The sequence below is a fragment of the Morganella psychrotolerans genome, from assembly GCF_001676055.1.
GTDB classification, from domain to species: Bacteria; Pseudomonadota; Gammaproteobacteria; order Enterobacterales; family Enterobacteriaceae; genus Morganella; species Morganella psychrotolerans_B.
The window spans coordinates 80,989-104,530 of the sequence record NZ_LZEX01000002.1; the positions used below are offsets into that span (position 1 = coordinate 80,989).

Sequence of the window (23,542 nt, forward strand, 5' to 3'; positions counted from 1 at the left end):
AAACGGAATACCTGACATTACTCTGATGTCACAATAAAGCCGTTTTGGTTATCACTACTCAAACTAATCTTTTGAATAGGCGATTCTGAGTTCCGGTTTAAAATATATAAACCGACTTTTGGTAAAATATGCTGTTCAATAAAACGGATCAGAATACGGGCACCTGTTTCAGCAACTGAACACTGACTGATAATTGAATTAACCACGTCATCGTTATATTCAAATGCAGCACCGTGATGGGCAAACAAACGCTGACCAATACGATCCATGTGAATGCGGACAATACGGCCCAACGATTCATCCTGTAACGGATAATATGGCACGACACTCAGACGTCCCAGGAACGCGGCCGGGAATACTTTCAATAATTCCGGCTGGAGTGCGGTACGCATCCCGTTAAGATCAGGTGCTGTATCCGGATCAGCGCTCAGGCTTGAAATCAAATCACTACCGGTATTACTGGTCAGTAAAATAACAGTGTTTTTAAAATCAATGACGCGGCCTTCACCATCTTCCATACGCCCTTTATCAAAGACCTGGAAAAACAGTTCATGAACATCCGGATGCGCCTTTTCCACTTCATCCAGCAATACAACACTGTAAGGTTTTCTGCGGACCGCTTCTGTTAACACACCGCCTTCACCATAACCGACATAGCCCGGAGGTGAACCTTTCAGAGAGGAAACGGTATGCGCTTCCTGATATTCACTCATATTGATGGTGATAATATTTTGTTCGCCACCATAGAGCTGCTCAGCAATCGCCAGGGCAGTTTCTGTTTTACCGACACCGGAGGGACCTACCAGCATAAATACGCCGATAGGTTTCTGCGGATCAGCCAGACCTGCGCGGGAAGTCTGGATAGACTCACTGATAATATCCAGTCCGTGCTTCTGACCGATAACACGCTCTGCCAGATGGTTAGGTAATTCCAGCACTGCATTTAATTCATCTTTCATCATCCGGCCGACAGGAATCCCCGTCCAGTCAGCGACGATAGCCGCAACAACAGATGCATTTACTTCAGCCTGAATCACCGCATCCTCACGCTGATTGCACTGAATACCGTCAAGCTCGCTTTCTAAATCTGCCAGCTGCTTCTGCAATTGCGCAAGCTGCTCTTTATCACTGAGAACAACGGTTTCTGTTACAGTCTCTGCTTCAGCAACCGCAACATCAGTGTCAGCTGCACTGTCAGCAGCAACAATAGTTTCTTCAGCAACAAACTCCGATTCTTCTACCTTTTCACCACTGATTAATGCCTGAATCTGACTGCGGATTTCCACAATCGCGGCAACTGTTGATTTCTCTTTCAGCCAGCGGTTTTCCATTTCTTCAGCAAGAACAGATTGTTCTTTAATATCGTCGCGCAGTGACTCAAGCGTACTGTTCTCTTCGCGACCGAAATGCAGCGCTTTTTCTGCCAGAGACAATTCAGATGATGCGGTTTGTGTTTTGTATTTCAGCTCCTGCAAATCTCTCGGCGCAACATTTTGTGCAACCGCAACACGGGCGCAGGCAGTATCAAGCAGACTGATTGCTTTATCCGGTAACTGACGGGCAGGAATATAACGATGAGATAAACGCACCGCTGACTGAAGCGCTTCTTCCATGATCCAGACACCGTGGTGCTTCTCAAGCATCGGAACCAGACCACGCAACATCGCGACACTCTTCGCTTCAGACGGTTCTTCAACCTGTAACACCTGGAAGCGGCGGGTCAGCGCAGGATCTTTTTCAATATGACGCTTAAACTCACTCCAGGTGGTTGCACCGATGGTTCTCAGCTTGCCGCGGGCCAGTGCCGGTTTCAGTAAGTTTGCCGCATCACCGGTTCCGCTATTACCACCGGCACCAACGAGTGTGTGAACTTCATCAACAAACAGAATAACCGGGTTCGGAGAAGACATCGCTTCTTCCAGAACGGATTTCAGGCGGGATTCAAATTCACCCTTCATACTCGCACCCGCAGAGAGTGCGACGATATCCAGGTTCAGCAGACGTACTTTTACCAATGCCGGAGGTACATCACCGGCAGCAATGGCCAGCGCCATTCCTTCAACTAACGCCGTTTTACCGACACCGGCTTCACCGGTCAGTAACGGGTTGTTCTGACGGCGGCGCAACAGAATATCAATCATTGTATTGATTTCATGCTCACGACCAATAACCGGGTCAATTTTACCTTCACGGGCAAGTGCAGTTAGGTCAGTGGTGTACTGAGCGAGAGTTGCTTTACCGGATTCTCCGCCCATTGCATTGCTGGCTTCGCCCGGCATGCTATTTTTACCGCCCAGTTCGCTGTCATCTGTTGCGTTCTGATCAGCTTCCGGTGAATCTTTTGTGATAAAGGCCAGGTCTGCCGCAAGAATATCCAGTGGGATTTTGTCAAACACAGGGGAGATGGCGGATAACGCACGACGCAGCTCCATAGTAGTCAGACAGGCGAGTAACAAATGACCGCTGCGGATAGCATTTTCTGAATATTCCAGACTTGCACATACCCAGGCACGTTCAATAGCCATTTCAATATGATATGAAAAATCAGAAATAGAGCTGGCACCACTAGGCAAACGAATTAACGCCTGCTCCATCCCTTTTTCCAATAATTGGACATCAAGCTGGAAGTGACGGGCAATCTGCCGGACATCACTCTGCTCTTGTTGCCACAGCTGAATCATCCAATGAACGAGTTCAACGTATGGGTTACCTTTTAATTTACATAGTGTCGTTGCACTTTCGATACTACGGAAAAGAGTTGTATCGAGTTTTCCAAATAGACTCTGTCTGCTGAAAGCCACAATTATTACCTAATCAAGTGTTGTTTATACTAATAATTCATCCTTTACAGGATGTACGATTTATAAAACATATTATGTTCCTGAATATCCGCCCCGTTAATTGGCACAAATAACTAGTTCAATATACGAGAATAGCAGAGAACATATAAATATTAGTTTCTCTATTATCAGAAACGTTGAGTTATAATAAAAACAAACAATGTTACTTAGCAATAAGACTTTCGCCTAACTTGACTCTGAGAGAGTTCACCTGAGTAACAAATTTTAATTCCTACTATAGTACACACCATCTTGAGGTTCACTACGCGTCTTTTATATAATGAGATTATTACGCGCCATGGAAAAATACAACTATCCGTACGAATAAACTCACTAATTTGGACAATTCCTAAGATATAACGAAACAAATATAAAAACCGTTGTTACAACACACGAAAAACAAATTAAAACCAAAATAAAATCAACAGATTGAGACATTCAATACACTATGACAGCAATGAATATCAAATGAGTATATTGCAAAACAAAAAACCGATTAAGTTTAAAAAACAATTAATGACAAGATGAAATCAGCTCAATGAAACAATGATACAAATTATCACACCCGGTTACAACAGATGAATATAATCACGCGTATTCAACCTTACTATCTTTCTTATTTAATAAGTTTAAACTCGGTAAAAATCTCGGCATAACATTAAAAATGCAAGCGCAGCAAATGAATATAATATATTCACATGACAATCATATAGTGTTCATCGCTATTGTTATTTATTTTATCTATCACATAATTACCGTATAACAGGGTAATTACACGGTAATGCAGACTTATCTGATATCGATTAAAACACCCTCGTTTTATTTTGTTCAGGACTTTACTTCAGCGTCTTTTTTTTTATATTTATAGTCTTTTATAATTTGAAAGGTGGATCACCACCTTTATTATTCATTTTCTTCAGAGGTATATCCGTGGATCAGAAATTTCTTGATTTTTACAATCGGGAACTGACGTTTATGAAAGAAATGTCCGGTGAATTTGCGGAGAAACATCCGAAAATTGCCGGGCGTCTGGGCATGAATGGTATCGAAGTTGCTGATCCTTATGTAGAACGACTTATCGAAGCATTCTGTTTTATTTCAGCTCGTTCACAAGTGAAACTGGACGCGGAATTTCCGAAATTTACGCAACGTTTTCTGGATGTTATTTATCCGAATTACAACGCACAAACCCCTTCGATGGGTGTCGTCCGTCTTCATCCGAATACAAAGGAAGGTGACCTTTCAAATGGTTACCATGTGCCGAAAAATTGTCAGATGTTTACCCGTTTATTACCGGGAGAGCAGTCCCGCTGTGAGTTTCGTAACAGCCAGGAACTGACATTATGGCCAATTGAAATTGAAGATGTCCGCCTGACATCTATTCCGCCGGATATTTCCAGTCTGGAAAAATACCGTATCTCTTATTCACGCCTGAAGGGCGCGCTGCGGATCAAACTGAAACTTGACGGCGATAATCTGTTTTCCCAACTGGAAAATCTGGACAATCTCCCTTTCTATATTGACGGGGATGAGCGCGTCGTTTCACATATATTTGAGCTGATCCACGCCCATTATGTTGCCATGATAATCCGCACCGGCGGCAGTGAAAAACACGATACGACCATTGTTAACGGCGGTATTACCTTTGAAGGCCTTAAACCGGATCAGGCGCTGTTACCGGTTCAGTGGAATATGTTCCAGGGCCACAACCTGATACAGGAGTATTTTGCCTGTCGTCAGCGTTTTTATTTCTTTACGCTCAATCACTTACGTAAAGCAATGCGTAACAATAATACCAATGAAGCAGAAATCATTATTCTGCTGGACCGTTTTCCTCAGGATCTGATCAGTCATATTGATAAAGACCGCTTCCTGTTATTTTGCACGCCGGTCATTAACCTGTTTCCCAAACGAATCGATAAAATTGAAATCAACCGGGCACTGAATGACTTCCACGTTGTACCCGATCGCAGCCGCCCGATGGATTATGAAGTTTTTTCAATCAGTAAAGTTATGGGGCAACAGGCAGAAAATAGCAGCGAAGTTATCTTTAATCCTATTTATCAGACCCGGCATTGTGATTCCGGTAACTTCGGGCGTTATTTCTCTCTGCGCCGGGAAACCAGGGCCAGCGGCAGCGCCCGCCGTAAATATGAAACACTGACGCCATATATCGGCACAGAGGTTTTTATCTCCCTGGTAGATCAGCAGGAAGCACCATTTGATGACGATATTCGTTATCTCTCCGTGGAAGCACTTGTGACCAACCGGGATCTCCCCCGTCTGATTGACCGGGGCAATGAATACGATTTAACGCTGTCTGATTCTGTACCTGTTTACGGTGCAAATTTCCTGTCACAACCAAGCCCCCCTCACCCGCCATTTGCACAGGGAGAGTCAGCCTGGCGCCTGATCCGTCAGCTCAGTTTTAACTATCTTCCGCTGCACGATATGGATCACAGCAGGGCGGGGAATCGCTGCGTAATCTGCTGCGCCTGTTTGTCAGCCCGGCAGATCAGGAATCAATGACACAAATTGACAGCCTGGTCGGCAGCAAAACCAAACCCGTCATCCGGCGATTGCCGGGAAATGAGCTTCTGGTATACGGACGCGGGGTTCAGTGCGTACTGACAGTGGATGAGATCGGATTCTCCGGATTAAGTCCTTATTTATTCGGGTTAGTGATGGAAAATTATTTATCCCGCCATGCAGCAATTAACGTCTTTACTGAGACTGAGCTGCACTCAATGCAGCGCGGGCTGGTCGCCAAATGGGCACCACGTCCGGGTAAGCGCGGGATCTTATAATGAGCCATTTGCACCATAATATGTTAAGCCAACTTTCACAGTGGTATGACGAAGCCGAGCCCTGGAACAGTGGTTTCGTCAGCCTGATGCGGGCGGTTGCGGCAAAATATCCGGATATGCCGGCTATCGGAACGGCCGATCGTCCCCAGCAAGAGCCTTACCGTCTGGGGCAAACCCCCAATATGGTGTTTGCCCCGCGCGAAATCGCAAAAATTACCCATGAAGACCACCTGTGCCATGTTGATCTCTTCAGTTTAGGGATCTGGGGTCCTCAGGGTGCAATGCCGATAAATTTTACCGAGCAGGCATTTATCCGCATGGAGCACCAGGACACCCTGCTCCGTGACTTTGTTAATATCTTTCACCACCGGGCGCTCTCGCTGTTTTATCGCAGCTGGTTTGTTTCGCAGGATGTCGCCACACTCGATCGCAAAGATGACGAGCAGTTCTCTTTTTATATCGGGTCACTTATCGGATTGGTGCCGGATGAAATCTGTGACTCGGTTCTGCCGACACACGCCAGGCTATCTTCTTCATCTCACCTGATCCGTGAAGCACGCAACCCGGAAGGGCTTGTTGGTGCACTGGAATATTATTTCGGGATAAAGGTCGGGCTGAAAGAATTTACCAAACAATGGATTTTCCTCGAAACCACGGACCAGACAAAAATCGGAGATTTAAACTCCTCCTTACTGTTATCGGAAGGTGCCATTTTAGGTAATACCGTTCAGGACCGGCAGCATAAATTCAGCCTGGTTCTGGGGCCGTTAACATTAGAACAATATATGCGTTTCAGTTTATGGGGTGAGGATCTGCCAATCCTTAAAGAGTGGGTCCGCAACTTTGTTGGTTTTGAATATGCCTGGGATGTCCAGCTAGTACTTGCACCGAATGCAATACCACAGGCGAACCTTGATGGCAGCCACCAGTTAGGATATGCCGCGTGGCTTCCGCGCGAAAAGCAGGATGAACCTATTTCGGGGATGAGTTTTGACCCCGAAACGCACCTTAACTGATTACTGATTTTCAACAGATAATGGAATATGACCGTGAACGAAGAACTGCAATCTACTTTTCAGTCCGATTTTTATAAAGACGTACTCAAACCGCTGCCGGGGAAATTCGTCTGCGGTGAAGGTATTGAATATGACCCGTTATTCATCACATTGCAGTCTAAAATGGCACCCAAACTCGGCGCTGAGTACGGCGATTTCGTCGAAACGACTGAACCGGTTAACTGGCGTGAAATAGAAAGTGATTGCCTTGAACTTCTGACGAAAAGTAGACATATCCGCCTGATTATTCTGTTAATCCGTTCACGCAGCCGGCAGATAGGCCTTTTTGCCCTGGAAGAAGGCCTGATGGCGATGCATCAGTTGCTGAAAGATTATCCCAATGAAGTTCATCCCCAGCTTTACGATGAAGGGGAATTTGAACCCTTTATGCGGGCAAATGCTATTTCGGAACTGGATGATATCGATGGCTTTCTGCTCGATTTTCGCCAGCTGACGTTGCCGAAAATTAACGGACTTCAGCTGACAGTTAAAGAAATTGAACGCGCCTTTGCTATCCCGAAAGATGAAAACTCCCTGGCGGAAGAGAGTGTTATCGGGATCCTCAATGAATGGCGTACCAAAAATGATAAAACGCTGGCATCACTGAATAATGCCGCATTCATTCTGGATGCAATTAAAAAGCTGGCCCGTGAAACCTTAGAGAATGAAACACCGGCGCTGCCGGTGCTGACATTAATACTGGCGCTGTTTAATAAAGATCTTACCCACAACGGTAATAAATCGGCCGCTGCAGCTGCGGTAGCTGAGAGTGAAAACTCGATGTCTGCCTTAGTCTTTTCTGATGATACGCAGGACAAAGACCATACCACTCAACAAGCTGATTCTGTCAGCACAACCACAGAAACAGTTATTGATGGTGACACAACAACGGTGACAACCGAACGCATTGTCTACCGTGAAAAAGTGATCAATACCCGGCAGGATGCCCTGGAAAGGATCCGCGAAGCACGTGCATGGTTTCAGCAAACCGAACCCGGTAACCCGATTATTTTGCTGCTGACCTATGCCGAAGGAGCGGCAGGAAAAAATTTTGTTGAACTCAGTAAATTATTCCCTGCTGACATGCTTGCTATTTTAGATACGAACAAGGAAATGTCATGAAACTAAAATTACTCGTGTTGTTAGCTGCAATGGGTATGGCCACAAATGCAATGGCTGCGGATTGTAAAATCAGTAGTCCGGCCGGTTATATGCCGGAGCATTTACTCGCCTCATCAGCACCAATCCGATTACGTGCTGACGCGCCCAAAAGCGCTGTGACACCTATCGGCCGGGCCAATTCTGCAACAAACAGTACGGATATGACCGTCCTGTGCGCGGGTATTAGTGGTGTTAACGGAAGCCGCCCTATCACGGGTCCCGGTCTTCAGGTCTATCCGGGCTATACAAATTATTACCGCACAAATATTGATGGTATTGGTGTTAAATTTATTCTTACCGGCCCGGGTGGTGATGCCGGCGTAGAATTACCAGCGCCGACTTACGTAGCAACCCCCGGTGAACCAAACGGAAACGCGACGACCACTGACATTGGTAAGGGGCGTCTCGTGGCTTATTTCTATAAATTAGAAGATACCGTTAAATTAAAATCAGCGTATCAAAATACAGTTAATTTGATGATGCCTACCCCCGTAGCTGAGTCCAGAATAGAAGATTTCGCTTACGCTTATTATAAATTAGATAAAATTGATATTGTCGGCATTCCGGTTTGTACCGTTGATAAACCACTGCCTGTCGATTTTAATACCGTAAATGCTGAATCAGTAAAAAAACGGCGTATCACGTTCGTTTAATTTCGGCATCACCTGCAAGACTGACTACAATGATTACATTGCTGTTGCTTCAATTACTGCGGCACAACGAACGCCGGATAGAAGATTTATAAAAGTTGATGACGCCAAAAATAACAGCGACTCATTAATAATCGAGATCACTGACAAAAACGGTAATAAAATCAATGTAGACGGATCAACAAAGATAGAGTCCGGAGTAAAATCAAGTGGTGTAAAAGCAGATTACGAATGGAATGCAATACTGAAAAAACAAGATGGGACGCCCTATCCTGCACAAGGTCCATTTAAAGCATCCGCTATTATTACCCTTGATTTAAAATAGTACTAAGTGATATTGATAATATGAAAAATACAATTTTTGTCAGCATCGCCAGCTATCGGGATAATGAATTAATTCCGACTCTGAAAGATATGGTAGCGAAAGCAGACCATCCGGAACAGTTATTTATTTCAATTTGCTGGCAGGTTGAAGAGCGGGATTTTACTATTTTTATGGATATGGGAGCCAGGCAAACAGATTACCGGGGTGATAATCCGGACGTTGTTCGCCTGGAATACCTTGGTGCCACACTCAATATCCACTTTATCCAGATATATCAGGCTCAAGGTGCTTGCTGGGCAAGATACTGCTGTGAACAATATTATACTGATGAACAGTATTTTCTGCAGATAGACTCTCATTGCCGGTTTATTAAAAATTGGGATGCTGAATTAATTACTTACTATTTATCACTGAAAGAAAAAACAGATAAACCCGTTATTTCCGGTTATCCACCGGGCTATACACCGGCAACAGAAGATAAAGAAGAAGTATTGCATGCAGGCTGTGCAAGGATGGTATTTAATGTCTTTAATGATAATGATGTCCCTTCATTTCTTCCGCTCGCGCTGCTTGATACAACACAAAATAGCCGCGGCTGTTTTCTTGCCGGAGGTTTTACCTTCACGTCCGGTCGTTTTGTTCTGGATGTTCCCAATGATCCGCTGATTTTTTTCATCGGTGAAGAAATATCGATGTCCGCAAAAGCATTTACCCATGGATACGATATTTTTTATCCGGAAAAACAATTCCTCTGGCATTTTTACGGACGTGAAGGCTGTGACAAAATATGGGGAGATCACACAGAAGAAAAGAAAGAAACAAAGCAGGTTGAAAAAACCTGGTGGGAGCGGGATATCATCTCTAAAAAACGGGTTCGCAAGGTATTAGGTATTAGTCAGCCTGATGAAATAGATCTCGGAAAATATTGCCTTGGCACTGAACGGACACTGGAAGAATATGAATATCTGACAGGGATCTGTTTCAATGAACAATTGCTTGCTCAGGAACTGCTTTGTGATCTTAAGCCCTGCTATTTTGATAAAAAACCGGTATCCCGGGAAGAATGGATTACCGGGCTTTACAGCCCATATTACCGCTCTGTCGATATCCATAAAAATGAAATTGCACAAAACAGTGACAATATAGATTACTGGTCATTAGGTGTATTCACAGAAGATGATTCTCTGCTTGCTATGCAACGAATTACACCTGAGCAACTCAGTGCTCTGATGTCCGATAATAAGCCTGATATTTATTCTCTGCCGATAAAATTAAAAGACAAACCTCTGAAAATTCCGGGGAAAATCAGACTGGCACCTTTTTTTGGTCTTACCGGCTGGGGTGAAACACTGGAGAAACCATGGTAAGCAGTCAGGATGTCTTTAATAAAATAATGAGTATCGATGCTCTTATTGATTTAGAGTCAATTATTCCCTCGTTATCGGAATTACAACTTAATTTATCCACTTCGGTCCAACAGTTCCGGGATTGCCTGGAACTGGAGGATCCTTATTTTGAGCATTCAGAAGATTTTTGCCGGTTACTTTGTCTGTACCTGGATACCATTATCCTGAAATACACGGACAGCCAACAATTATCCTGGGCCCCCTACCTGCTGGAAAATTATTTTTACGGTTTCGATCGTGAGCCCTTTGATATGGTGCAACAACTTACTTTTTTTTCAACCGTAAAACGCAATGCTATTTTTCTGCCGGCTTATCAGATGGCACTCCGGCTTGCTAAATTCCCGGCTTACAGCGTAAATCTAAAATCAGTATTGCCCCTTTTTGAGCCGGGACTGCCAAAACCGCCGGTTATTAAAATGGTTCCGCCACCGCCACCGGAAGCCGCAGAGGAAATTGCCTATCCAGAGCCGGTTGCTTACCGGACAGTCAATCTGCCGCTTATTTTTACCGCTGAAATTCTTTGCCTGATATGTATTCTGATTTTTGTCTGGCTTTATATTCGTGATACTTTGGATATGCTGATTTAAATGAAAACCTTCGCTTCATTAAAAAAATGGCTGATAATTTTATTCAGCATTATTGCGCTTATCATGGCCGGCATGGCCTTTTATGATAAATCAAACCTGTTTATCTGGCTGAGCGGATTATGCGGCACTTTATTTATGTTCACTGTTATTTATGCAATCAGGATAAATGAACATGATGAGGTTATTGTTCACCAGGAAGATGATGTTAATGAAGCGCCGGAAATTGTGTTTATCCTTGGTCCCTATGCAAGAACCTGGTTTAGTCAGCAGGATGATGGTGATACGCTGAGATTTGATAATAAAATCATCTGGATGCTGATTAATAAACCGGACGATTTACATAAACAAGTTTCCGCGATCAAACAGCAGCATACCCATTTTCAGCTCAGTGCTGTTTTTCCGGTACTTCCTGATGGCCATGATACTGATGCTCTGTTATTAAATAAAATACGCGGCTGGACAAATTCATTTTCACAAAATCAATTTGAACATAAAATCCCCTGCACATTAATTTTATATTCACGCCTGGGTAGCCAGCGGTTTGCACATAACCCGGATAAAGCTATCTGGATAGGACAGTTTAATATTTACAATACTGAACCAAAAGTATTACGCGAGGAAGTCACCTCTCTGCGTCACTCTCTTGCGGCGGTTTATCAACAACCTCACGCAGTTGCAGCACAACATCGTAATGCAATGGCATTATCAACACTCAATTGGCTGGAAGATGCCGGAGTTCTGCCGGAAATTGAGACGTTATTTACCGAAAGTATTCTCGATTTTACCAATCTGCTGTTTTCTGATTACGGAAATGGTCCTACCCGGCACGGAGCCTGGTCCCGCTGGGTTCAGAAAAAATTTGCCGTTTTACCACGGATCTCCGCTTATCTGACACTGCCGCCATTACCGGTAAATATCGGTGAAGCGCCGGTTAAGGTAAGGAAAAAAACCGTTGAAATGACACCGGTTCCTTATCAGACACTGCGCTATTCACTCCTGATTGTTCCGCTACTGATTGCTGGTGCAATGGTCAGTACTCTGCTCTGGTCTCTGAATTTTCATGTTCAGAGAAATGAAACAGTTAATGCGCTGGTACAGCAATTCGAAATTACACCGCCAAATGCGTTACAGCAACGGGTTGAAATAATTCTGCAGATGAAGAAATTATCTCAGGCTATAGAAAATCATGAAACCCCCTATTTCTTTATTATTGAACTTGCAAAACCTGAAATATTCACTGAAAAACTGGATAAATCAATTGCAGAATTTTCCCGTAGCCCACTCTATATCGCTCATGATAAAAATATTGTTTTTGATATCGGCAGTTCAAAATTAAAACAGGAAAGTACAGAATATCTGATGCCGGTTTTGCAATTTATTAAGCAAAATCCGGAACTGAAAATTTTAATTGAAGGTTACACCGATAACACCGGCAATGATAAAAACAATATTAATTTATCACTAAACCGGGCAGAACAAGTCAGGCATTGGTTACAGGAATCGTCCGGGTTACCGGAATCACATTTCGTAACCCACGGTCTGGGTGCCCAAAACCCGATAGCAGATAATGATTCTCAGGATGGACGGGAGCAAAACCGCCGTGTTGAAATCAAAATTTATCAGGAAAATCGCTAGTTATATCTTTTGAGGATTATTATTTATGAGTAAAAATAACGAATACATTATTCCTGAAGGCAGTTTTATTACCTCTACGCCTAATTTGGATAATTCATTAAATATTTTAATTTATCGGGATCCGACATTAAATGAATATAATATTGTCGTACACCGGGCTTTTTTAGATGAAGATGAAACTGTTGAAGAATTTTGTGAAAATGAAGTAAAAACCTTCACCCGTAATCTGGCCGGATTTAAAGAAGAAGGGAAAATGATCACCCATGAATTAGGGCCGATGAAATTAAAAGTTGTTCAGATTGCTAACAGTTATCTGGATGAAGGTGAGCGCTTACAGCAGGTACAATCTATGATTAAGCTGCCTTACCACAGAGATAATAACCCGAATAATAACCGCATCATTATTTTCACGCTTAACCGTAAAGGCGACTTTACTGAATATCAGCGTAAACATTATGTTCGTGTTCTGAACAGTTTTGCGCCAAACTCGACTTCCGGATTATTAGGCTAATATTATTCCCCTATAGATAATATAGGGGTTTTATTCTTTTTAGTCTGTTACATCTCATCAATAGTTCTGCTGAAATAACATACTCTGTCTGTCATGTACCCTTCAATATCACTCATATCCACCAGTTGATATCCGACACAAGGATAAATCGCATACCAGTCATCCCGCTGCATAAGATAATGCCAATAAACATCCAGACTGCAGTAGTTGCGGTGTATAATACCTTCATTCATTTTTTCAATAGACACATCAAAGACTGCAATCAACTCGTCATAATAATGTTGATTAACAATATAACTATTGGAAAGATAAGAGCGGAATACCTGATAAAAACAACCATGTTTCTGTTTAATCTTAAAATAACTTCCTGATAAAAATCCGGCATCCCAGTCAGTTGATATCAGGCTACTGAAAAAATAATTGATTCTGTCATGTGATTCATCATCATCATTAAAGACCATATCGTCTTCAAGAATCAGTACATTTTGCCAGTTATTTTCTTTCGCCATCGTCAATACAGCAACATGAGACATCGCGCAACCCAGTGCACCTTTATCGTGTTCTATCGCCTCAAAACGGATTATTTTCTCCGGAGGAACCGCCATTTTCTTCAGCTGAAATTCAATGCTTTCCCGTCTGTCTGTGCGTTTTGCCAAATTGATATACACAACTTTATCGACAAAACCCCAGTTAACTCTAATCATCCATGTTCTCCAAAGTATTAATACTCTTATTCATGCAAACTGCAGGTTCGTTGACTTCATCCCTGAAGACGCCGGCTCATCACTCTGTAAAATGCAGTTCAATAATGAATATAGTTAAAAAATAAATTTATCTTTCACATTACATAATCAGTGCTGGAATATAATTTTGTATAAACTTCTCATAATTCGCATTATTTTTTGAGCAGATTAATCCGTTATATTTTATTTTTATACATCGTTTTATCTCTGTCGCAATGTTCGTTTAAAAAAAACAGCTGCGGGTTTCCCGGCAGCTGCTTTATTGTCTCAGATACTATCAGGACATTATTTTTTCTTTGTAAAATCAATTACCATACGGCCGGTAAATTTACCCTGTGCCATCTCTTCGAAAATGGTATTGATATCTTCCAGCGGACGCAATGCTACCTTCGGCACGACTTTTCCTTCCGCGCCGAAACGGAACGCTTCTTTCAGGTCTTCACGTGTTCCCACCAGCGAACCAACCACTTCGATACCATCCAGTACCAGACGCGGAATACTCAGATCCATCGTTTCAACCGGCAGACCGACTGCAACAACCCGTCCGGCAGCACGTACGCTGGCAATTGCTGAATTGAATGCAGATTTAGCCACTGCGGTCACAACCGCAGCATGTACACCACCGAGGTCTTTTTGGATGATTTCATCCACATTATCTGTTTTCGGATTCAGTACCAGATCAGCACCCATCTCTTTCGCCAGTGCAAGCTGCTTGTCATTCACATCAATGGCAACGACTTTGGCATTAAACACATTTTTAGCGTATTGCAGCGCAAGGTTACCCAGCCCGCCGAGACCATAAATTGCCAGCCACTGCCCCGGTTTAATACCGGAAACTTTAATCGCTTTATAGGTTGTCACACCCGCGCAGGTAATACTGCTGGCAGCCGCTGATTCCAGACCATCAGGCACTTTTACCGAATAATCTGCAGTCACGATACACTCTTCCGCCATACCGCCGTCAACGGTATAACCGGCATTTTTCACTTCACGACAGAATGTTTCTTTGCCGCTGTTACAATACTCACAGTGACCACATCCGCGGAAGAACCAGGCGACACTGGCGCGATCCCCTACTTTCAGTGATGTTACACCCTCACCGATTTCTGTTACCACCCCAATTCCCTCGTGCCCGAGGATCACACCGGAGACATCACCAAAATCGGCGTTTTTCACATGCAGGTCAGTGTGACAAACACCACAGCATTCCATTTTTAATAAGGCTTCACCGTATTTCAGCGGACGTAATGTTTTTTCTTTTATTTCCACTGTTTTATTTTTCGCGACGACGGCAGCTTTCATAATTCACCTCAATAATGAAACAACATCAATGTTATGTTCAGTTAAGAAACATAACGACCATTAACAATTTCAGTGTAACCCGTAATAAGAAGTAATACTGTACTAAGAATGCCAATAATATTTGCTATCATTAATATGATAAACCAGATTCAGACAATTATATCTGAGGGTCAGAATGGCGGTGCGCCACAGGGTATAAAGGTGCCGGTAATGGTTCACGACACTCATTTTCGATTACCCCGAAACGAACATCGCCACTATTCCAGTCACTGACAGCCTGTTGTAATGACTGTGAATTGTAGCCGGCGAAATTCCACCACAGCATGATTTTTTCCTGCATCGGCGCGCCCCCCAGTAATAGTATCCGGGTGCCTTTCATCAGTGTCAGAGTGAGTGAGGATAACCCTTCTCCGAGATAAACTAATTCATTCGTCGTATAAATTTCATCACAATAAGTCAGTTGCCCTTCCAGAATAAATATACCGTATTCAAAATCCGGACGGGTATTCAGCGTGGTTTGAGCCGATTGTTGTGCCTGTAAATCAATGCCGACCAACGCAGAGAAATGCAGTACCGGAGAGCATCTCTCCCCATATTCCCCGGCAAGCAGGGTAAAACGGACCTGGTCGACATTCCAGACAGGTAAATCCGGATAGTGATCAAACCTGGGTGGCATCTCACTTTCAGCAGGCGGCAGGGCAATCCAGAGTTGTGCTGCGTGCAGGCGCGGATGTCGTCCGGCAGAATCTTCGGTGTGCGTGATCCCGTGTCCGGCCGTCATCAGATTAACCTGGCCCGGGCGGATAATTTGTTCCGACCCCAGACTGTCACGGTGCAATATTTCACCCTCCAGCATCCAGGTAAAGGTTTGCAAACCGGTATGCGGATGCGGACCAACTTTCATACCGTCCTGACCTTTAAATACAGCAGGCCCCGCATGATCAAGAAAGCACCAGGCGCCAATCAGCCGCCGATCTTTCACCGGTAATGCGCGGGAGACCGGTACACCGCCGACCTCTTTGCTGCGTGCGGGCAGGCGTTGAGGTAAAACCCCGTGTCTGTCAGTCATTGTGTTACCTGTCTGTTCTGGTGAAATAATACCGCCAGTATACCGGACTGTTACCCGGAAGGATCAGCAGGATGTTGGTATACGTAAGATAAATAAAAGAAAGCGCCCCCGTGAGTCACTATGTGGCCACACAGGGGTATATGGGAGCGTTATCGCTCGCGCAGGGCTTCATTTGCCCGGTTCAGCGGTTTCACCAGATAACGGAGAATCGATTTACTGCCGGTTTTGATGTCGACTTCCGCAACCATCCCCGGGAAAATCTGAAACTCTTTACCGGCTTTATTAATCAGTGCATCTTTACTTGTCCGGATAAGGATCCGGTAATAAACATGATCGCGCTGAATTTCATCCTGAAGGGTATCCGGTGAGATAAGTATTACCTCCCCTTCCAGTCCGCCGTAAATAGCATAATCATACGCGGTAATTTTCACCAGAGCGGCGTCGTTCAGGCGGATATGCGCGATATCCTGCGGCGAAATTTTCGCTTCCACAATCAATTGATCATCCAGCGGGATAATATCCATGATTTTCCCGCCCGGTGCGATAACGCCACCGATGGTATTCACTTCAATATTTTTCACAATTCCGCGTACCGGTGAAACAACTTTTGCCCGCTGCAATGAGTCATCACGGGCACGCATAACCGACTCCAGTTCTTCCAGCTCTTTATTGGATTCTGCAAGTTGCTCGCGCGCATTCACCACATATTCATTATGCAGTTCCTGCTTTTTACTCTCCAGTTCAGATATTGTCCGCTTCAGGCGGATCAATTCCACTTCACTTGACGCCCCGGATTTTACCAGGCGTTGCAGGATCATCTCTTCACGACGGTAAAGCTGCAGTGAGTTATTTACACCTTTAATTGACTGTCCCAGCCGCTCTTTACGTGATTTATACAGACGCTGTTCTGCTTCTACCAGTGCGGTATCCTTTTTAACCAGCTCAGGGATAACAAATTCACTGCCGGAGACTTCAGCATTCAGACGGGCGGACTTGATCAGATTGGCTTTATAGCGGCTGCGGCTCTCATCCAGAGAAGACTCAAAACGGGTTTCATCCAGATACGCGATAGCCTGTCCCTTTTCAACGATCGCGCCTTCGCGGACTTCCAGTGAAGAGAGAATACCGCCTTCAAGAGACTGAACAACCTGCTCACGGGATGACGGAATAATTTTCCCCTGCCCCTTGGTAATTTCATCCACATCCGACAATGCGGCCCAGATAAGTAAAATAATGAAAAAACCTGAAATAACCAATATCAGGCTGACCAGACGGGGCAGTCCCGGCTCATGCTGACCACCGTAGAGAAACGGGACTCCGCGCAGGTTTGTTTCAGGCGTCGGTGCTGCCCTCTGAGTTTTCATTTTTTTCATCTCAGTTTCCTGCCTTAGCCGGTGCCGTTGTACCGGACATCAGGTTCCTGAGAACCTCGTCACGGGCACCATCAAGCACAATTCGTCCGTTATTCATCACGATAATCCTGTCAACCAGTTGCAACACACTTGTCCGGTGCGTGGCAACCACCAGCGTTTTGTCCTGTGCCCATGTTTTCAGCCCGCTGATAAGGCGCTGTTCCGCAATTTCATCCAGAGCGGATGTTGGTTCATCCAGCAGCACAATATTCGGATTTGTCAGGATGGTACGGGCAAGCAGAACAGCCTGCCGCTGTCCGCCGGACATCCCGATCCCGCCTTCCCATAAGACCCGGCTCAATCCCTGCGGGCTGCTGCTGACCAAATCAGCCACACCGGCAATCTGTAATGCATCAATAATTTGCACATCATCTGCTTTCGGTGCCCCCAGAGTCATATTATCGCGCAATGTGCCGTGTAACAGACGGGAGTTCGCCCCGAGATAACCTATATCACGGCGCACATCGTAAGGATCAATTGCTGATAAATTGACATCATCCAGGCGGATTTGCCCGGCGACCGGATCTAATAACCCGCTCAATGCATACAGTAGTGTCGATTTTCCGGAGCCGTTACGCCCGAGAATGGCAATTTTTTCACCCGGTTTAATCGTCAGCGAACCAATCGTCAGTACCGGATTTGCCTGCACATCATAGGTAACAGAGACATTTTCAAATTCATAATGTCCGGTCAGTGACGGCTTATGAATCAGTTTTGTGCCGTACTGGGCATCAACCGGTTTTTCCATCAGCTCATTCAGGCTTTTTAATGAAACTTTCGTTGATTGCCAGCGCGCCAGCAGCCCGGAGATCTGCGCCATCGGCGCCATCATCCGTGAGCTGAGAATAGATGCCCCGAGCAGTGCGCCGGTGGTGATCGCCCCGTCCATGACCAGGAATGCCCCGCACAGTACGGTCACAGCAAAAACCAGTGTCTGGATGGTCTGGCTCCAGGTCATCAGTCCCTGGGTGATAAATTTCACTTTAAGGTTTGTATCACCCACTTTTTCATTCAGGTAGTTCCACTCCTGCTGAAAACGCGGTTCCGCACGGTGAAATTTAATATCTTCCGCGCACTGAACTGCTTCAATCAAAGAGGCATTACGCAGTGTACTTTCCCGCATTGCTTCATTGGCAAGTTTGCCCAGCTTAGGCTGAAGCAGCAGACCGGGCAGGATCATAAAAAACAGCGCCACCAGAGGAACCAGCGCCAGGGGACCGGCGATCAGCCACAAAATGACCAGGAATAAAAAGAAGAAAGGTAAATCAGATGCTGCTGTTACCGTTGTGGAGGTAATGGTTTCACGGACATTTTCCAGTTCCCGTAACTGGGAAACAAAGGTCCCGGTTGAGCGCATGCGCTCTTTCATGCGGATACGTAACGCATGACCGAACACCGTATCGGTAATTTTCAGATCCGCCCGTTTACCGATAAGATCAATCAGCCTTACCCGCATGATCCGCATCGTAAATTCAAATCCCATCGCAATCAGCACACCAATAAAGAGCACCAGCAGAGTGGGAATCGATTTTCCGGGAATAACCCGGTCATAGACCTGCATAGAGAAAATTATTGAACTCAGTGCCAGGACGTTAGCCAGCAACGCGGCAATCAGTACGGAGACAAAATATTTGCGATCACGCAGGACAATATCCCAGAACCAGCTTTTCTTAAACGGCCGGATATAATCATCCACGCGCGCATCCGGCACATTTCTTTCCGGTCGCGCAAGGATAACATCCCCGCCCTGAGTCAGTTTCAGTAACTCATCCAGCGCAATATGATTTTTTTTCTGTCCGCCGTGCAGTAACACCACCTGAACACGACCATCAGCAGAGATACTCTCTGCATACAAAGCCTGTCCGTCCGGCAGTGCCACAATAAAAGGCAGATACCAGGGATTGAGCATCTCTTTAGTCAGCGGCACCCGGTCAAGCGTCAGACCAATGTTACGGGCGATGCGCTGAAGCTCGGTTTTTTGTCCGGTTCCGCTGCTGTAGGTAAAATTGACTCTGGCATTCTCTTCCGAGACCGGCAAACGATAATGACGGGCAGCGAGGATCAAAGCCTGCAACCAGGTTTCATTATATTCGCTCTGTTGTTGCTCTGAAATCACTGGAGACTCCGTAGAGATTCATTGGATAATTGTAAGCTTTCGCGGAACAGCCCTAACTGTGAGGAACAACTGATACTGGTTGCCAGGTAGTCATACTTTGCCGCCACATAATCGCGTCGTGACTGATGCCATTCCTGATCCGCATTCAGCAGATCGATAATACTGCGCTGACCCAGAGCAACGTATTGCTCCTGATACAGGCGGGTTACATCCTTGAGGGAAAGGTTACGTGAATCCAGTAATTTCATTCGTTCTTCCAGTTCATTAAGCCGGATTTGCTGGTTACGCCAGTTATTCTCAACAATATTCTGTGTATGGCGGATTTCTGAATTGGCTGCATTTTCCTGATAAGCCGCCATCCGCTGCTTTGAATTACTGGTATAAAAATTCGACAGAGGCACATTGACTGTCAGCTCAACACTGTGGTCTTCGCGCCCGTAACGATCAGTATCTTTTGCATCAAAACGCTGCTGATAAGTGCCCTGCAATCCGATACTCGGCATAACTTCACGTTTGGCCACTTCACGGTCACTTTGTGCAATCGTCAGCCCGGCCCTGGCGACCAACACCACAGGAACTGAATTAAAATCAATATTTTGTGCATAGCACTGCCGGCTATATAAAGATGAATCAACCGGCTGCTCTGATAACAGGCTGACAGAAACACCGGTCATCCGGTTCAGATTGAGGATCTGATTTTCATGTTCAAGCTTCAGCGTATTAAGCTGAAGCTGTGCGCTGTCCTGTCGGGCTTCCGCCTGAACCAAATCGGCACGGGATGCCGCACCCGCTGCGGTCCGCTCACGGGCAAGGTCGGTAATGTGGCGCACGGAGCTCAGTTGCTCCTCTGCCAGTACGATATATTCCTGATAGCGTTTTATATCGAGATACAGCATTGCCGTTTTCTCGGCCACTTCATCTGCTGTCACAAACACCCGCAGCATAGACTGATCACTGCGTGCGACTAATGAATCTATCTGTGATGAGACTTTACCGAACGAATAGAGCAACTGGCTGACGCTGGCTGTTGCCACATAGCCTTTGTCGCTGTTATTCAGGCTCCGGGAAATTCCTGCCCCCGGTTGCGGATAATATTCAGTTTCTTTCTGATATACCGCTTCCAATTGAGCACGGTATTGGTTAACCAACCCGGACAAACCGGCATCCCAGTCTAACGATTTGACAACCGCATCCTGCAATGTCATCCCGCCGGGCATGCCGGTCTGCCCGGCAACAACCGGAGCAGAGGTATTAACCGGCCGGGATTTCGGCATATTATTCAAAATTGAGCGCTGACGGATAATCTCGCTCTCCGGTGCAACCGGATCCCCGGTCAGCGGAACCAATGGCGCCACCAAAGGTACGTCATCCTGTTTTGTGGTAACCACACGTGCAGACGAAACAATCCGGCGATTCGGGTTTTCCGGCAACGTAGTTATTTCAGGCCGTGTTTTTACCGGCTGCTGTTCTTCACCACTGTCCCCGGTCAGTTCGGGTTCCTGCTCAATTTCCTGTGCTGCTTTATAACCAAATGCACCGAATGAGACTGCCGCAGAAACCGTATGTATACAAACACCGGTAATAATGGCGGCCACAGAAAGGTTACGTACAAACCAATTTACTTTCACTGCTCAGACCTTTTATGCTGACGAATACCGGTGAATACATAAAAATGAAAACGAAACAGATCCTGATACAGTTACACTGTGACAGGTAAACGCATTTCCGGCCGGAATAATTATGATTATCAGCCTGCGGACTATTCTGAGAACAAAGAAAGCCATCAGACTAATGAACAGCCCGGAGATATTGCAGGTGCGCCATAACCTTGTCTGCGCAATAATTCAGAGTGCAATATCCTGCTCCGGGAAAATTACTGAATAGCGGGTAGCTTATCAAAAAGCAGCAGGGATTTTCCGGCGATAGTGATAACATAAAATGTTAATATCAGGTTGAATAACCTGTCATCCGATCCGCAAACAAAAATATATTTTGCAAATGATTTTTATTATTTCTGAACATGATATTTTAACTTAGCCGTTAAAATGCAGTGCTGTTTCAAATAACATCAAAGAAAAACAACCTTACAATATAAGACATCATTATGTGATGAATAACTGAGTAACCACAGTATTCATCACATAACGACTGACTAATATAACGGAGAAACAATAAAATCAGCGGCCACAATAATATTTTGCTGCATTATAAGCATCAGTACCGGGAAACACTGATACCTTTTCAAGGTTATCGATATTATAGTTATCAAGTTTAAGCTTGCGACTGTAGATAATATTGTTATTCATCAGATAGGTTTTAGATAACTGATAACCACTGAAATCGTGGCAATCCATCACCCAGGTATCGATGACCCGGTTGAAGTATATTCCACTTGGTTTACCTTCTTTCTTAAATTCAACTTTTTTATCACCAACCCCCTGAGTCATAAAAGAAAATTTAACCTTACGGTCGGCATTCTCTGTAGGAATGTTTTGTGTGAAAAAAAGACTAAATTCATTTTTGCTGTCACGCATACCGGAATCAGTCCATTCCGTATTGAGAAGACTGGTCGTATTCGTATTTGCAGCCGGTTTTGGTGTTATTCCTGAATTGACCGAATCGGGTACATTAATTTGCTCAGATGCAGCAACCTGCGCCGGGACGGATTTAAGGAATTTCTCTGCTGAAGCAAAAAAAACTGACAGCCGTTAATGAAAATAAAAGTACACTGCGTCGCATCATTATACTTACTCTGTTCATAAGTGTTAATATCCATATATTATAACTTCCGTCGTCTGACAGAATAGTGTAAAAAAACAAACCCCGTTCACCTGAAACATCAGGGTAACACGATTAATAACAATACAATCCGACCATTGTATTATATTGCTATATATTTTTCACTCTCTACAGATGAAATTAACATCACAATATGAACAGATGAATTATGTATTAATAGTTAATATGTCAGTAATCACATAATTACCATTAACAATATAAACAAAAAAACCAATAATTAGCATTGATTTAATTAAAAAATATTAATTTATATTAATCAAGATTAATATATTTTAATAACTCTGGTTGAGATCTGCCCCGGGTGATCCTGACGCATAACGGGTATGATCATGTCGGTGATACACTGTAGCTGGTTTTGTATTTCACGCCGTTGGTTATCACTCACCACACCACTGGTTGTCGCTTTATTAATATCAATAATATAAATAGGATCATTTTTTCTGACAGCCTGCCCTTCGCGGACATATTGCTGCGTAATAAATCCCTGAACGCCCACACAAACATTGGCAGCACGCGGGTAAGCAGAGACTTCACCGGTTGCATTTATCTGACGGGTATAATATCGGCCTCTGCCTGTCGGCATCAGGTCATTCAAGACATTTAGTATCAGCAGGCAAAATAAAAAATGGGAACTCATAAAATAATGAGGCCCCATAATTTATGATATTGACAATAATAATGCCAATACAATTAATCAGTAATATTGATTAACCAAGCAGCTTTTTAAATAAGCCGCCAACACCAGGAAGAGAAGTTAAGCGGGTTTCAATTTTTGCTCCGATGCTTGCACCAATCTGTGAACCCAGATCTTTACCTAAGCCCGCATATTTTTCAGCAATATTAATTGTACCCAGAACCGGTAATTTTACGAATGCCTGAAATGCTGCATCACCAGTTTTACCGCCAAATCCAACTAAAGCATCTTTAATAAAACCAGCACCAGATGCATTTTCGATTTCCTGAAGATTTAATTCTCTCATTACAAATATCCCTTTCATTGTTAGTTAAATGGCGTCATTAATACCTGAGCCTGTATTTATTTTAAATGAAACCATAACTAATAATGAATAGAGAAAAACACGTAATAAAAAAAAGGCACAGAGTTATCTTATTTTTATCCGCTA

Annotated in this window: 19 protein-coding genes and 1 pseudogene; 10 read left to right on the plus strand and 10 right to left on the minus strand. The window is 44.3% G+C overall.

Going from position 1 to position 23,542, the window contains the following annotated elements:
• Window positions 1-17: 17 nt before the first annotated feature.
• On the minus strand, window positions 18-2,801 hold the full coding sequence (gene tssH / locus AYY17_RS03780; RefSeq protein ID WP_067421423.1) for a type VI secretion system ATPase TssH: 2,784 nt from the start codon (window positions 2,799-2,801) through the stop codon (window positions 18-20).
• Between the two features lie 969 nt (window positions 2,802-3,770).
• Between tssH and tssF the strand changes: the two are divergent.
• The 9 genes and pseudogenes from tssF (at window position 3,771) to AYY17_RS03820 (ending at window position 12,977) form a co-directional block, all read left to right on the plus strand.
• Window positions 3,771-5,647: pseudogene (gene tssF, locus AYY17_RS03785) on the plus strand (type VI secretion system baseplate subunit TssF).
• On the plus strand, window positions 5,647-6,663 hold the full coding sequence (gene tssG / locus AYY17_RS03790) for a type VI secretion system baseplate subunit TssG (protein ID WP_067421425.1): 1,017 nt from the start codon (window positions 5,647-5,649) through the stop codon (window positions 6,661-6,663). The pseudogene tssF and the gene tssG overlap by 1 nt, the downstream one beginning before the upstream one ends.
• 33 nt (window positions 6,664-6,696) lie before the next feature.
• The gene (locus AYY17_RS03795; RefSeq protein ID WP_162271092.1) at window positions 6,697-7,824 is read left to right on the plus strand and encodes a type VI secretion system protein TssA; all 1,128 of its coding nucleotides are present in this window, start codon (window positions 6,697-6,699) and stop codon (window positions 7,822-7,824) included.
• Window positions 7,821-8,516, plus strand: coding sequence for a hypothetical protein (locus tag AYY17_RS03800; RefSeq protein WP_067421429.1), 696 nt, complete (start codon window positions 7,821-7,823; stop codon window positions 8,514-8,516). The genes AYY17_RS03795 and AYY17_RS03800 overlap by 4 nt, the downstream gene beginning before the upstream one ends.
• A gap of 52 nt (window positions 8,517-8,568) precedes the next feature.
• A complete protein-coding gene (locus tag AYY17_RS22680; protein ID WP_412779005.1) occupies window positions 8,569-8,838 on the plus strand; it encodes a fimbrial protein in 270 nt (89 codons plus the stop codon).
• A 20-nt stretch (window positions 8,839-8,858) separates the two neighbouring features.
• Window positions 8,859-10,205 (plus strand): GlcNAc-transferase family protein, encoded by a 1,347-nt coding sequence (locus tag AYY17_RS03805; RefSeq protein WP_067421430.1) that lies wholly within the window; start codon window positions 8,859-8,861, stop codon window positions 10,203-10,205.
• Window positions 10,199-10,831, plus strand: a complete 633-nt coding sequence (locus tag AYY17_RS03810; RefSeq protein ID WP_067421432.1) for a hypothetical protein — start codon at window positions 10,199-10,201, stop codon at window positions 10,829-10,831. Before AYY17_RS03805 ends, AYY17_RS03810 begins: the two co-directional genes overlap by 7 nt.
• Window positions 10,832-12,466 carry an OmpA family protein gene (locus tag AYY17_RS03815; protein WP_067421433.1) on the plus strand — a complete coding sequence of 545 codons (1,635 nt, stop codon included), beginning with the start codon at window positions 10,832-10,834 and terminating at the stop codon, window positions 12,464-12,466.
• Between the two features lie 25 nt (window positions 12,467-12,491).
• On the plus strand, window positions 12,492-12,977 hold the full coding sequence (locus AYY17_RS03820; RefSeq protein ID WP_067421437.1) for a DcrB-related protein: 486 nt from the start codon (window positions 12,492-12,494) through the stop codon (window positions 12,975-12,977).
• Window positions 12,978-13,024: 47 nt separating this feature from the next.
• Here AYY17_RS03820 and AYY17_RS03825 read toward each other — a convergent pair whose 3' ends face one another.
• The 6 genes from AYY17_RS03825 to AYY17_RS03850 all read right to left on the minus strand — a co-directional run bounded on the left by AYY17_RS03825 (window position 13,025) and on the right by AYY17_RS03850 (window position 21,247).
• A complete protein-coding gene (locus AYY17_RS03825) occupies window positions 13,025-13,681 on the minus strand; it encodes a glycosyltransferase family 25 protein (RefSeq protein WP_067421439.1) in 657 nt (218 codons plus the stop codon).
• 324 nt (window positions 13,682-14,005) lie between these two features.
• Window positions 14,006-15,022 carry an alcohol dehydrogenase AdhP gene (gene adhP, locus AYY17_RS03830; RefSeq protein WP_067421441.1) on the minus strand — a complete coding sequence of 339 codons (1,017 nt, stop codon included), beginning with the start codon at window positions 15,020-15,022 and terminating at the stop codon, window positions 14,006-14,008.
• Window positions 15,023-15,179: 157 nt separating this feature from the next.
• A complete protein-coding gene (locus AYY17_RS03835; RefSeq protein WP_067421444.1) occupies window positions 15,180-16,091 on the minus strand; it encodes a pirin family protein in 912 nt (303 codons plus the stop codon).
• A gap of 149 nt (window positions 16,092-16,240) precedes the next feature.
• Window positions 16,241-17,464 (minus strand): HlyD family type I secretion periplasmic adaptor subunit, encoded by a 1,224-nt coding sequence (locus AYY17_RS03840; RefSeq protein WP_235845264.1) that lies wholly within the window; start codon window positions 17,462-17,464, stop codon window positions 16,241-16,243.
• 1 nt (window position 17,465) lies between these two features.
• The gene (locus AYY17_RS03845; RefSeq protein WP_235845265.1) at window positions 17,466-19,619 is read right to left on the minus strand and encodes a type I secretion system permease/ATPase; all 2,154 of its coding nucleotides are present in this window, start codon (window positions 19,617-19,619) and stop codon (window positions 17,466-17,468) included.
• Window positions 19,616-21,247, minus strand: coding sequence for a TolC family protein (locus AYY17_RS03850; RefSeq protein WP_067421446.1), 1,632 nt, complete (start codon window positions 21,245-21,247; stop codon window positions 19,616-19,618). Before AYY17_RS03850 ends, AYY17_RS03845 begins: the two co-directional genes overlap by 4 nt.
• A 112-nt stretch (window positions 21,248-21,359) precedes the next feature.
• Between AYY17_RS03850 and AYY17_RS21450 the strand changes: the two genes are divergently transcribed.
• Window positions 21,360-21,503 (plus strand): hypothetical protein, encoded by a 144-nt coding sequence (locus AYY17_RS21450; RefSeq protein WP_156656628.1) that lies wholly within the window; start codon window positions 21,360-21,362, stop codon window positions 21,501-21,503.
• A gap of 293 nt (window positions 21,504-21,796) precedes the next feature.
• On the opposite strand, the gene AYY17_RS03855 is transcribed toward AYY17_RS21450, so the two are convergent.
• The 3 genes from AYY17_RS03855 to AYY17_RS03865 form a co-directional block, all read right to left on the minus strand.
• On the minus strand, window positions 21,797-22,153 hold the full coding sequence (locus AYY17_RS03855; RefSeq protein WP_067421448.1) for a hypothetical protein: 357 nt from the start codon (window positions 22,151-22,153) through the stop codon (window positions 21,797-21,799).
• Between the two features lie 527 nt (window positions 22,154-22,680).
• Window positions 22,681-23,055 carry a hypothetical protein gene (locus AYY17_RS03860; protein WP_067421450.1) on the minus strand — a complete coding sequence of 125 codons (375 nt, stop codon included), beginning with the start codon at window positions 23,053-23,055 and terminating at the stop codon, window positions 22,681-22,683.
• A gap of 70 nt (window positions 23,056-23,125) precedes the next feature.
• Window positions 23,126-23,398: a hypothetical protein gene (locus AYY17_RS03865; protein ID WP_067421452.1), complete on the minus strand. Its 273-nt coding sequence runs from the start codon at window positions 23,396-23,398 to the stop codon at window positions 23,126-23,128.
• Window positions 23,399-23,542 lie beyond the last annotated feature (144 nt).